Source organism: Streptomyces albofaciens JCM 4342 (assembly GCF_008634025.1).
Classification (GTDB): Bacteria; Actinomycetota; Actinomycetes; order Streptomycetales; family Streptomycetaceae; genus Streptomyces; species Streptomyces albofaciens.
In genome coordinates, this window is the sequence record NZ_PDCM01000002.1 from 2,845,755 (window position 1) to 2,858,114 (window position 12,360).

The window sequence follows — 12,360 nt, forward strand, 5'->3', positions numbered from 1 at the left end:
CGCGTGCCCCCCGCCCGGGAGGCCGGCCCGTCCGCCGCGCCGGACGCGGACATCCGCGCGGCGCCACCGCCCGTACCGGTCCGGCCCGGCAGCCCGCAGCCTCTCGGGGCCCGCTTCCGGACGGGCCCCGACGGCGTGGCGGGCACCAACTTCGCCCTGTGGGCGGGCGGCGCGGAGTCCGTCGAGGTGTGCCTCTTCGACGACGAGGACCGCGAGATCCGGCACACGCTCACCGAGCTGACGCACGAGATCTGGCACGGCTTCCTGCCCGGCGTCCGGCCGGGCACGCGCTACGGCTACCGGGTGCACGGCCGCTGGGACCCGTGGACCGGCGCCCGCTGGAATCCGGCCAAGCTGCTGCTCGACCCCTACGCGCGCGCGGTGGACGGCGAGTTCACGCTGCCCGCCCAGGTGTACGGGCACGTCCGCGACTGGCCGCAGCAGCACGTCGCCGACACCGTGCGCGACGACCGCGACTCGGCCCCGTACGTCCCCAAGGGCGTCGTGGTCGGCGACGAGGACCCGGAGGACGGCGGGGACGAGTGGATGGACGACCGCCGGCCCAAGACGCCGTGGTCCGACACGGTCCTGTACGAACTGCACGTGCGCGGGTTCACCCGGCGCCACCCGGACATCCCGGAGGAGCTGCGCGGCACGTACGCGGGCCTGGCGCACCCGGCCGCGATATCCCACCTCGTACGCCTCGGCGTGACCGCCGTCGAGCTGATGCCGGTGCACCAGTTCGCCCACGAGGACCACCTGCTGCGCCGCGGACTGCGCAACTACTGGGGTTACAACTCCATCGGCTATTTCGCCCCGCACGCCGCCTACGCCGCCACCGGCACCCGCGGACAGCAGGTCGGCGAGTTCAAGCGGATGGTACGGGCCCTGCACGACGCCGGTATCGAGGTCGTCCTCGACGTGGTCTACAACCACACCGCCGAGGCGAGCGAGCTGGGCCCCACGCTGTCCTTCCGGGGCATCGACAACCGGGGCTACTACCGTCTGGCGGACGGCGGGCGGCGCTACGCCGACTACTCGGGCTGCGGCAACACCCTGCACGTCGTCCAGCCCAACGTGCTGCGCCTGATCACCGATTCGCTGCGCTACTGGGTCACCGAGATGGGCGTGGACGGCTTCCGCTTCGACCTGGCGGCGGCCCTGGCCCGCTCCATGCACGACGTGGACATGCTCTCGCCGTTCCTCGCGGTGATCGCCCAGGACCCGGTGCTGCGGCGCGTCAAACTGATCGCCGAGCCCTGGGACGTCGGCTCCGGCGGCTACCAGGTCGGCGCGTTCCCGCCGCTGTGGACGGAGTGGAACGACCGCTACCGCGACACCGTGCGCGACTTCTGGCGCGGCGCGCTCCCGGACGTACGGGACCTCGGCTACCGGCTCTCCGGGTCCAGCGACCTGTACGCGTGGGGCGGCCGCCGCCCGTACGCCTCGGTCAACTTCATCACCTCGCACGACGGCTTCACCCTGCGCGACCTGGTCTCGTACGGGCACAAGCACAACGCGGCCAACGGCGAGGGCAACCGCGACGGCACGGACGGGAACCGCTCGTGGAACTGCGGCGCGGAGGGCGAGACCGACGACGCCGGGATCCGGGCGCTGCGCCGCCGCCAGCTGCGCAACATGATCACCACGCTGCTGCTGTCCACCGGCGTGCCGATGTTCGTCGCGGGCGACGAGATGGGCCGTACGCAAGGCGGCAACAACAACGCGTACTGCCAGGACAACGAGACCAGTTGGGTGGACTGGTCGCTGCCGGCGGACCCGGGCTGGCGGGCGCTGGCCACGCTCGCGTCCCGGCTGATCGCGCTGCGCCGCGACCATCCCGTACTGCGCCGCCGCGCGTTCTTCTCCGGCCGCCCGCAGCGCCCCGACGGCCTGCGCGACCTGGCCTGGTTCACCCCGCGCGGCACCGAGATGACCGAGGCGGACTGGTATGCGCCCACCCCGACGCTCGGCATGTACCTCTCCGGTACGGACATCCCGCAGCGCGGCCCCGACGGCCGCCCGGTCCTCGACGACAGCTTCCTCGCCGTGCTGCACGCCGGCCACCGCCCGGCCGGTTTCACGCTCCCCGGGCCGCCCTGGGCCGACGCGTACGAGCTGGTCGTCGACACCTCACGCGAGGACCAGGACGGGCCGCCCGGGACGACGACGCCCGCCGGCACCCGGCTCACCGTGCCCGAGCGGTCGGTGCTGCTGCTGCGCGTGGTGCCGGACTGACGTCCCGCCCGCCCCAACCGCCCCGCGCGGCGCGGCGAAAACCCGGTGAGTGATGTCAGTGGCGCGCCGTACTCTCGGTCCCGATGGCCGAGACAGCGAAGGTGACGAGCCCCCGGACCGACGACCCCGCCCGCGACCCCGCCACCGCGCGGCGTCCGGAGCCCCGGCGCTCCGCCGTGCGCTCCCTGCTGCGGCTGTGGCCGTTCGTCCGGCCGGTGCGGGCGCGGCTGTTCACGGCGGCGTTCGTGGCGATCCTCGCGTCCTGCATCGGGCTGGTCATCCCGCTCGTCCTCAAGTGGCTGGTGGACGGGCCGATCGCGGACCGGGACCCGGCCGGGGCGTGGCTGGGCGGCGGGTACCTGCTCCTGCTCGGCCTCGCGGAGGCGGGCCTGTTCGGGCTGCGGCGGTGGCTGGTGGCGCGCCCGCTGGCGGGCGTCGAGGCCGCGCTGCGCGACCGCCTGTACCGGCACGTGCAGCGTCTGCCGGTCGCCTTCCACGACCGCTGGTCCTCCGGCCAGCTGCTCTCCCGGGGCACCACTGACCTGCAACTGCTGCGCCTGTTCCTGGCCTTCCCGCTGACGTTCCTGCTCGTCAACGCCACCACGATCGTGGTGGGCTGCGTGATCCTGCTGGTCCAGCGCTGGTCGCTGGGGCTGGTGCTGCTGGCCCCGATCGTGCCGCTGATCGTGCTCTGCTCGGTCTTCGAGGCGCGGTACGCGATCGCCGCGCGCCGGGCCCAGGACCAGGTCGGCGACGTGACCACGGTCGTGGAGGAGTCGGTCCTCGGCATCCGGATCATCAAGGGCTTCGGCCGGCACCGCAGCCAGGCCCGGGCGTTCCGGGCGCTGACGGCCCGGCTGCGCACGACCGAGCTGCGCAAGGCCCGGCTGCTGGCCACCCTGTGGGCCTTCATCAACGCGCTGCCGGAGCTGGCCATCGGGGCGGCGCTGGTGCTCGGCACGGTCCAGGTGGCCGACGGCGACCTGTCGGCCGGCACCCTCGTCGCATTCCTGTCCACCGCGCTGGCCCTGATGTGGCCGGTGGAGTCGATCGGCTTCCTGCTGGCGATGAGCAACGACGCGGCGGCGGCCACCGACCGGTATTTCGAGGTGCTGGACACGCCGGTGGCGGACCGGGACGACGCACGCGCGGCGCCCCGCGGCAGACCCGCGGCCGGTGCCGCACCGGCCGCCCCCGCCCCGGAAGCGGCGGGCCTCGCCTTCCACGACGTCACCTTCCGCTACCCGGACGCGCCCGCGGGGTCCCCGCCCACCCTCCAGGGCATCGACCTGCGCATCCGCCCCGGCGAGACGCTGGCCCTGGTCGGCGCGACCGGCAGCGGCAAGACCACGCTCACCGCGCTCGTCCCCCGGCTCCACGACGTCACCGGCGGCCGTATCACCCTGGACGGCACGGACATCAGGACGCTGACCCGCGACGAGCTGCGGGCCCGGGTGGCGGTGGCCTTCGAGGAGCCGACGCTGTTCTCCGCGACCGTGGCGGAGAACGTGCTGATGGGCGGGGCCGACGCCGGTCCGGACGATCTCCTGCGGGCGCTGCGCGTCGCCCAGGCCGACGGATTCGTGGACGCGCTGCCCGACGGCCGTGACACCGAGGTCGGCGAGCAGGGGCTGAGCCTGTCCGGCGGGCAGCGGCAGCGGCTCGCGCTGGCCCGCGCGGTGGTCGGCAGACCGCGCTTCCTGGTCCTGGACGACCCGCTGTCGGCGCTGGACGTGCACACCGAAGCGCTGGTCGAGGCCGCGCTGCGGCAGGTGCTGGCGACCACCACCGCCCTGGTCGTGGCGCACCGCCCGTCCACGGTCCTGCTCGCCGACCGGGTGGCGCTGCTGTCCGGCGGACGCATCGCCGCCATCGGCACCCACCACCAACTGCTGCGGGAGAACGCCGAGTACGCGGCGCTGATGTCCGGCGCCGCGGACGACGGGAGCGCCGTCCGACGCCAAGGGGAGAGCGTGCGATGACCACGAGCACGGATGCCGGTACGGCCACGGGCGGCACGTCGGACGACGGCGGCCGTACGACCACGGGCGGCGCACCGAACAGCGACCGCCATACGACCACAGACGGCCCACCGAACAACGACCGCCATACGCCCCCAAGCAGCCCACCGAACAACGACCGCCATACGACCACGGGTGCGGCGGCGCCGGAGGACGACGCCGCACCCCCGCCGCCCACCCCTCCCCCGGCCGCCGCCGGTTCCGACCCCTTCGAGCGGGACATCCTGCCCACCGCCAAGGGCGCCTCCCGCTCCCTCCTGGGGTCGCTGCTGCGACCGCACACCGGCCGTGTCTGGGTGGCGAGCGTCCTCCTGCTGCTCCAGCAGGCCGCCGTGCAGGCCGGGCCGCTGCTGGTCGCCTTCGCCATCGACCACGCCGTACCCGCCCTGCGCGAGGACCGGCACGGCCCGCTCATCGCCGTGGCCGCGGCCTATCTGCTGTGTGCCACGGCCTCCGGCGGCCTCCAGTACGTCTTCATCCGGCTCGCCGCGCGGATCAGCCAGGACGTGCTGCTCGACCTGCGGGGCCGGATCTTCCGGCACGGCCAGGCGCTGAGCCTGGACTTCCACGAGCGCTACACCTCCGGCCGGCTGATCTCCCGCGCGACCACCGACGTGGAAGCGCTGCGCGAGCTGCTGAACGAAGGCCTCCAGGAGCTGGTCTCCATCGTCCTGGCCACGGTCTACATCACGGCGACGCTGCTCTACCTCGACTGGGGCCTGGGCGCCGCCGCGGTGGCCACCGCGGGTCCGCTCTACCTGCTCGTACGCTCCTTCCGGCGCCGGTCGAGCCGGGTCTACAGCGAGAAGTCCTCGGCGATGGCAGCCGTGATCGTGAAGTTCACCGAGACGGTCAACGGCATCCGGCCGGTGCAGGCGTTCCGGCGCGAGCGCCCCAACGACGCCGCGTTCGCCCGCCTGAACGGCCGCCACGGGCGTGTCAACGGCGACGCGATACTGGAAATGGCCCGGTATGTGGTCTCCTCGCGCCTGGTCGCCAACGTCGCGGTGGCCGCGCTCGTCCTGTGGGGCGCGTACCGCGTGGCCTCCGGCGGCCTGGCGCTGGGTGTCCTGGCGGCCGCGGCGCTGTATCTGCGCCGTCTGTACGACCCGATCGACCGGCTGGGCATGTTCCTCAACTCCTACCAGTCCGCCGCCGCTTCGCTGGAGAAGATCGCCGGGCTGCTCGCCCAGCGCCCGAGCGTCCCGGAGCCCGCCGAGCCGCAGCCGCTCCCGGAGCGGCCCGGCTCCCGGCCGGGCCGCGAGGTCGTCTTCGAGGGCGTCCGCTTCGCCTACCGCACCGGCGGCGAGGTGCTGCCGCGCTTCGACCTGACGCTCGCCGCGGGCCGGACCGTCGCCGTCGTCGGCTCCACCGGCGCCGGCAAGTCCACCCTGGCCAAACTGCTGGCCCGGTTCTACGACCCCACGGAGGGCCTCGTCCGCGTGGACGGCGTGGACCTGCGCGACCTGTCCACCGCCGACCTGCGGCGCGCGGTGGTGATGGTCACCCAGGAGGCGTTCCTCTTCTCCGGCACGGTCGCCGAGAACATCGCCATCGGCCGCCCCGACGCCACCCGCGAGGAGATCGAGCGGGCCGCGCGCGCCATCGGCGCCCATGACTTCATCGCGGCCCTGCCGGACGGCTACGACACCGACGTACGCAAGCGCGGCGGCCGAATATCCGCCGGCCAGCGCCAGCTCGTCGCCTTCGCCCGCGCCCTGCTCGCCGACCCGGCCGTACTGATCCTCGACGAGGCGACCAGCTCACTGGACATCCCCGGTGAGCGCGCGGTCCAGCGCGCCATGGACACGGTCCTGCGCGGCCGTACGGCAGTGGTCATCGCCCACCGCCTGTCCACGGTCGAGACGGCCGACCGGGTCCTGGTCATGTCCGAGGGCCGCATCGTCGAGGACGGCTCACCCTCCGAACTGATCGCCGGCCGGGGCCGGTTCGCGGAGCTGCACGAGGCGTGGCGGGAGAGCGTGGTGTGAGGGGAGGGCGTGCCGGGTGATCGGCCTCGCCGCACATGAGCGCTTCGGTTCCGTACCTAAGGAAGGCGACTGCGTCCCCGGCCTTGGTCGCTTCCGGTTCTGCGTTCGGCAAGGGCGGCAACATTGGCCCCGGCACCCGGACCGCCCGCAGGGGACGGCGAACGGGCATGGCGAACGGGCCGGGCCCAAGGCAATGGTCGGCGGTCGGCGGGAACGGAAGCGGTGAACAGTGCTTCCGTCCATGGCCGCCGACCGCCGGTGTGGGCCCCGGCTGAAGCCGGCAGATCAAACCTCACTCGTCACCGGCATTCCCGCCGTACGACGGAGGGCCTTGATCGCAACGCCCGGGACCGGTGCGGACGCGTCATGCAGAGGGGACCGGCCGCAAGCGCATCTGGTCGGGGCCGGCGCCCGGGCTGTTGACGCAGGAGCGGTTGCCCCGGCCCTGGTCGAGCTGGAGGCCCAGACAGGTGCCGAGGGCGAGCTGGCCGTAGTAGTTGGGATGCATGGACTCCTGGCGCTGTCCCTGACCGGCGCCGGTGGTCACGAAGCGGGCCCATTCGCTCGTTCGGCCCGACGGCCGTTGGCCGGGGCCGGCTTGGACGCTGCTCTTGGAGCAGACCTCCCGGCCTTCGAAGGCGCGGGACAGGTCGAGGAACTCCGCGCCTCCCGTGCGGGCGGCGGCAGCGAGGCTGGTGCTGATCTCCGGGACGAGTTCGTCATGGGCCCAGGTGAGGTCCTTGTCGAAGAAGGGGCAGCCACCCTGTGTCAGGCGGTCGTACTTCTCTCCCGGGTAGCGCACCCGCGCACCGTCGGGAAGGGGCGAGGGGTAGGACTGAAGGATCAGACGGTAGCTGCCCTTCGGGTGGCCTGCCCGGTCCATGGCGGTCGTGATGTCGGCCAGCGCCTTGACGGCCGCGGTGCGCATCGCGGGCAGCCGGTCCCTGACCTTCGGCGCCGTGGTCGGGGCGCAGGGGTCGGCTCCGATCGGCTTGACGAAGTTCTTGGCGCAGGAGGTGATGACGCCCTCGAAACCGAGGTCGTTGCCGCCGATGGAGACGACGACCGCGCGGACCGGGTGGCCGGTCACGGCGTTCTGGAGTTGCCGGGCCTGGGAGGGTTCGGTCTTGAAGGGGCTCCCGCCGTTCTCGGGCAGCAGGATCGCGGTGGACGTGGCGCCTGAGCAGGCCAGGTTGAGCCGATTGCCGTGCACGCTTGCGGAGTTGACCTCGGCGCTGTCCGAGCGGTTGCAGCCGTGGTCGTAGGACGTGCCGTACACCCGGTGCGGGTCGGTCGTGTTCGTGGCGGAGGTGAAGGCGCGATCGGTGCCCGCGTAACCGTCGGCGCTTTCGTTGCTATTGCCTGCCCAGCGACCCCCCTCTCCGGAGATGAAGCTGTCGCCCAGCGACACCACCCACGGCGTGTCCGCGGCCCTGCTGCGCGGGTGTGCGGCACTTGTCGGCGTACTGCCTGCCGTGCACAGGGCGGCTCCCGCCGCAACGGCCACGGCCACCAGGCCCCGTCGGCCCCAAGAAGGATTCATACTCTGTTGAATCCTCAGCAAAGAGAAGCAATACGCTTTCCCGACCCCAAAGCCCCTCCAACGAGCGGGCGCGGCTCAGTCGTTGACGGCAGCCACCGGGAAATCGCCGGCTGAGCGACGGCGGGCCATCCGACACGCAGCCCGCGGAAGAACGAAGAAAACCGGAGAGCAAGAGAGCCGGAGAGCCGGAGAGCCGGAGAGCAAGAAAAAAGGCAAGGAGAACGCCCTCTCCCTGCCACTCCTAACCTATAGCACACCGGGGGGCTTGCGGCAAGGCCCCGGTGGTGGCGCAGAATCGTCGGCCAAGGGCAGAACCTGCGAGAAATGCGGGTTCGCGAACTACGCACGCTTTTGTCGGCGTGTGCATGGGGGTTTCCGTGAGGGACGTGATCGTGGTCGGCGCCGGGCCGACCGGCCTGATGCTGGCCGCCGAACTGCGGCTGCAAGGTGTGGACGTACTCGTACTGGACAAGGAGCCGGCGCCGACCAAGGTGGTCCGCGCGCTCGGCCTGCACGTGCGCAGCATCGAGGTGATGGCACAGCGCGGTCTGCTGGACCGCTTCCTCGCGCTCGGCAAGCGGTACGAGGTCGGCGGCTTCTTCGCCGGCATCAGCAAGTCGTGGCCCGAGCGGATGGACACCGCGCACGGATACGTCCTCGGCATCGTGCAGACCGCCACCGAGCGCCTGCTGACCGAGCACGCGATCGAGCTGGGCGCCGAGATCCGGCGCGGCTGCGAGGTGACCGGGCTGCACCAGGACGCGGACGGGGTGACCGTCGAGACCGCCGGTGCGGGCGAGCTGCGCTCGCGCTACGTCGTCGGCTGTGACGGCGGGCGCAGTACGGTGCGCAAGCTGCTCGGCATCGGCTTCCCCGGCGAACCGAGCCGGCGCGACACGCTGTTGGGCGAGATGGCGCTGACCGCGTCGCAGGACGAGCTGACGGCCGTGATGACCGAAGTCCGCAAGACACAGCTGTGGTTCGGCGCCATGCCCCTCGAAGACGGGGTGTACCGCGTGATCGTGCCCGCCGACGGGGTGGCGGAGGACCGCTCGGTGCCGCCCACGTTCGAGGAGTTCAAGCGGCAGCTGCGGGTGACCGCCGGCACCGACTTCGGCGTGCACTCGCCGCGCTGGCTCTCCCGTTTCGGCGACGCCACCCGGCAGGCCGAGCGCTACCGGGACGGCCGGGTGCTGCTGGCCGGGGACGCGGCGCACATCCACCCGCCGACCGGCGGCCAGGGCCTGAACCTCGGCATCCAGGACGCGTTCAACCTCGGCTGGAAGCTGGCCGCCGAGATCGGCGGCTGGGCACCGGAGGGGCTGCTGGACAGCTACGAGACCGAGCGGTATCCGGTGGCCGCCGCCGTCCTGGACAACACCCGCGCGCAGGTGCTGCTGATGTCCACCGAGCCCGGCCCCCGGTCGGTGCGCCGGCTGCTGACGGAGCTGATGGAGTTCGAGGAGGTGAACCGGTACCTGATCGAGAAGATCACCGCGGTCTCGGTCCACTACGACTTCGGCGAGGGCCATGAACTCCTCGGCCGGCGGCTGCGGGACGTGGCCCTGAAGCGGGGGCGGCTCTACGAGCTGATGCACCGCGGCCGCGGGCTGCTGCTCGACCAGACCGGCCGTCTGTCGGTGGCGGGCTGGGCGGACCGGGTCGACCACGTCGTGGACGTCAGCGAGGAGCTGGACGTGCCCGCGGTGCTGCTGCGGCCGGACGGGCACGTGGCGTGGGCCGGTGAGGACCAGCGGGAGCTGGCCGCCGCGCTGCCGAAGTGGTTCGGCGCGGCCGCCGGCTGAGCGCGGGGCCGTGGTCGCGCGGGCGGTCCGCTCCGGACCGGCGTGCCCGCGCGGCCGCGGCCCGCTGCCCGTCCGCTTCCGCCCGGTTCAGGGTCCCGCGGCCGGGCCGGGTGTCAGGGCCGCAGGGCGATCGGGGAAAAGGTGTGGTCCTGCCAGATGAGGCGGGAGGTGCGCTCCGGGTCGGCGGTGACGGCCGGCCGGACGTCGAAGAGCTGGACGAGGCGCCGGCCGGTGTCGTACGCGGGCCAGCCGGGGTCGCCGTGGGTGGCGAACGCCGTCCACGCGGCGCGCATCCGGGCCGACAGCGCCGCCGCCTCCGGGGAGGGCTGGTCTCCGATCAGTACGGCGGGCTGTCCGCGGTCCAGATTGCCGAAGACGAGGGGGACGTCGAGGCCGTGGCAGGCGCCGAAGGCGCCGTCCAGGCCGGGGGCCCGCCAGGTCAGCTCGTAGACGTGGACCCGGCCGCCCGCCGCGGCGCGGGCCTCGGCGAGGTGGAGGCTCGGCATGCGGAACAGCCGGTCGGAGTGGACCCGTTCGTACAGCTCGTCCGGGCCGGCGGCCGGGCAGCCGGCCCGGTAGCGGCGTGGCCCGTCCGGGCCGGGGCCGAAGTCGCGCAGCGCGGTCGCGGCCTGCTCCGGCGTCACCTGGCCGAGCAGGCCGTCGATCACGGTGAACAGCCGCTGTTCGTCACGGGTGTGGCCGACGAGGAGCGGGATGCCGCGGGCGGCGCCGCCGGCCAGGGCCTGCCACGGCGTGGCCGGCAGCGTGTCGCCCTCGACGACCGGTGCGACCGGCAGGGACCGGTGGGCGGCGACGCCCCAGCGGCGCGCGTGCCGGTCCAGCGCGGCGCCGACCGTGTCACCGGCGGCGGACAGCCGGGCCGGGGCCACCGTGCGCAGGTCGCTCACCGTCGGCTTCAGTCCCAGTTCGGCGGCGCAGGCGGTGGCGACGTCGGCGGCCAGTTCCGGCGAGAGGAACGTACCCTGCACGCTCTGTGCGACGGCCCGGCCGAAGAGCCCGGCCGCACGCGGCATGGCCAGCAGCGCGGCGACCGACCCGCCGCCCGCCGACTGGCCGAAGACGGTGACCCGGTCCGGGGCGCCGCCGAAGGCCCGGATGTTCTCCCGGACCCATTCCAGGGCGGCGATCTGGTCGAGCAGGCCCCGGTTGGCGGGCGCCCCCGTGAACTGCCCGAAGCCCTCAAGTCCCACCCGGTAGTTGAACGTCACCACAACGACACCGGCCCGGGCCAGACGGCCTCCGTCGTACTCGGGCAGGGCCGACGTGCCGATCGTGTAGGCGCCGCCCTGGATCCACACCATCACCGGCAGCCCCGCGCCCGGGCCCGGCTCGGGCGTCCAGACGTTGAGCGTCAGCCAGTCGTCGGTGGCGCCCTGGCACAGCGCCTCCATACCGAAGTGGCCGCCCTGCGGCGGCGGTGGCCCGTACGACAGGGCCGGGCGCACTCCGTCCCACCCGGGTGCCGCCCGCGGCGCGGCGAACCGCAGCTCCCCGACCGGGGCCTCGGCGAACGGAATGCCGCGGAAGACGGCCACGCCCGCCTCCAGGCTGCCGCGCACCGCACCGGCCGCGGTGCGGACTTCGGGCGCGGCACCGACTTCGGGCGCCGTACGGGCTTCCGGCGCCGTACGGGCTTCCGGCGCGGGGCCGGACGGCTCGCGTGACTCGGACGGATCGGGCGGATCAGGCGGAACGGACACTGCACCGTTCATCAAGGCTCCCCCTCCGGGCGACGGCACACGGGCCCAGGTACGTACGGAGGCCCCGCTGTCCGGAATCGTCCCGCCGTGTACCGGGCCGGCGCCAGCCATTTACGGGTGGGGCGGTACGGCCGGGGCGGGTCGGCGGAGGTGGGGCGGTACGGCCCGGGCGGCGCGCGCCACCGCCGGGCGTTCCCCGTCCGCTCCTCAGGCCCCCACCACCCCGTCGATCCCCTCGCGCAGGAAGTCGGCGTGGCCGTTGTGACGGGCGTATTCGAGGGTGACGTGGAGCATCACGGTGCGCAGGGACACCTCGGCGTTCCAGCGGGGCTGGTGGCCGGTCACGTCCAGGGAGGGCGCGGCGCGTTCGATGCGGCGGGCGTGCCCGACCTCGGTGCGCCAGGCGTCGAACGCGTCGGCGCGGGTGGCCGTGCCGGGTTCGTACGCCGCCTGGTAGTCGCCGTCCGGCGACCATACGAGCGGGATGTCCTCCTTGTTGATCACCCGCCGGAACCAGGTGCGCTCCACCTCCGCCAGGTGCCGGACGAGGCCGAGCAGGGACAGCGTGGACGGCGGCATGGACCGGCTGCGCAGTTCCTCGTCGGAGAGGCCGTCGCACTTCATGGCGAGCGTGGCGCGGTGGAAGTCGAGGTAGCCGCGCAGGGTTTCGCGCTCGCCGGCGCGCATCGGCGGCCGGGGCCGTTCGGTGGTCATGGTGTTTCCTTTCGACCGCGCCGATCCTGCCCGCCGCGCCGTGCCGCCGCATCCGCTTTCCGTACGGGACGACCCACCCGCGTACGCGACGAACCCACCCGCTTCCCGTACGGGACGGGGCTCCGCGGGTGGCCGAAGTCGGCGCCTCGCGCCCGGGCGTGGGATCGGGCCGCGTGCGGAGCGTGTATAGGCCCCGGAACGGGGGAGCCGGACGGGTGCGCGGGGGCGGCGGCCACCTGCTGATCGGCCGGTTCCCGGGCGGGGCGGCAGCTTCCGGCGGGACCCTGGCAGTCGCCCGGGGCGGGTGGGGTTGGACGTACGGTCACG

Annotated in this window: 7 protein-coding genes; 4 read left to right on the forward strand and 3 right to left on the reverse strand. The window is 73.5% G+C overall.

All coding sequences use genetic code 11. The annotated features are described in order from the left end of the window. Positions 1-3 precede the first annotated feature (3 nt). The 3 genes from glgX to CP973_RS32300 all read left to right on the forward strand — a co-directional run bounded on the left by glgX (position 4) and on the right by CP973_RS32300 (position 6,250). Entirely contained in the window at positions 4-2,238 is a 2,235-nt protein-coding gene (gene glgX, locus CP973_RS32290) for a glycogen debranching protein GlgX (protein WP_150250585.1), read from the forward strand. A gap of 83 nt (positions 2,239-2,321) precedes the next feature. Further along, positions 2,322-4,220: an ABC transporter ATP-binding protein gene (locus CP973_RS32295; protein WP_244410153.1), complete on the forward strand. Its 1,899-nt coding sequence runs from the start codon at positions 2,322-2,324 to the stop codon at positions 4,218-4,220. Beyond that, positions 4,217-6,250 (forward strand): ABC transporter ATP-binding protein, encoded by a 2,034-nt coding sequence (locus CP973_RS32300; RefSeq protein ID WP_150247364.1) that lies wholly within the window; start codon positions 4,217-4,219, stop codon positions 6,248-6,250. The genes CP973_RS32295 and CP973_RS32300 overlap by 4 nt, the downstream gene beginning before the upstream one ends. A gap of 364 nt (positions 6,251-6,614) precedes the next feature. Here the strand turns inward: CP973_RS32300 and CP973_RS32305 are convergent, their stop codons facing one another. After that, on the reverse strand, positions 6,615-7,793 hold the full coding sequence (locus tag CP973_RS32305) for an SGNH/GDSL hydrolase family protein (RefSeq protein ID WP_150247365.1): 1,179 nt from the start codon (positions 7,791-7,793) through the stop codon (positions 6,615-6,617). A gap of 377 nt (positions 7,794-8,170) precedes the next feature. Here CP973_RS32305 and rox point away from each other — a divergent pair, with 377 nt between their 5' ends. Further along, positions 8,171-9,598 (forward strand): rifampin monooxygenase, encoded by a 1,428-nt coding sequence (gene rox / locus CP973_RS32310; RefSeq protein ID WP_150247366.1) that lies wholly within the window; start codon positions 8,171-8,173, stop codon positions 9,596-9,598. A 113-nt stretch (positions 9,599-9,711) separates the two neighbouring features. Here rox and CP973_RS32315 read toward each other — a convergent pair whose 3' ends face one another. Both CP973_RS32315 and CP973_RS32320 read right to left on the reverse strand, forming a co-directional pair. Beyond that, positions 9,712-11,331 carry a carboxylesterase/lipase family protein gene (locus tag CP973_RS32315; RefSeq protein WP_150247367.1) on the reverse strand — a complete coding sequence of 540 codons (1,620 nt, stop codon included), beginning with the start codon at positions 11,329-11,331 and terminating at the stop codon, positions 9,712-9,714. A gap of 195 nt (positions 11,332-11,526) precedes the next feature. Then, positions 11,527-12,033 carry a DinB family protein gene (locus tag CP973_RS32320; RefSeq protein WP_150247368.1) on the reverse strand — a complete coding sequence of 169 codons (507 nt, stop codon included), beginning with the start codon at positions 12,031-12,033 and terminating at the stop codon, positions 11,527-11,529. Positions 12,034-12,360 lie beyond the last annotated feature (327 nt).

Excerpts from the sequence above, each read along its gene's own strand:
- CP973_RS32305 (WP_150247365.1), bottom strand. The coding sequence starts at position 7,793 with ATGAATCCTTCTTGGGGCCGACGGGGCCTGGTGGCCGTGGCCGTTGCG.
- CP973_RS32295 (WP_244410153.1), top strand. The coding sequence starts at position 2,322 with ATGGCCGAGACAGCGAAGGTGACGAGCCCCCGGACCGACGACCCCGCC.
- CP973_RS32315 (WP_150247367.1), bottom strand. The coding sequence starts at position 11,331 with ATGAACGGTGCAGTGTCCGTTCCGCCTGATCCGCCCGATCCGTCCGAG.
- CP973_RS32300 (WP_150247364.1), top strand. The coding sequence starts at position 4,217 with ATGACCACGAGCACGGATGCCGGTACGGCCACGGGCGGCACGTCGGAC.
- CP973_RS32320 (WP_150247368.1), bottom strand. The coding sequence starts at position 12,033 with ATGACCACCGAACGGCCCCGGCCGCCGATGCGCGCCGGCGAGCGCGAA.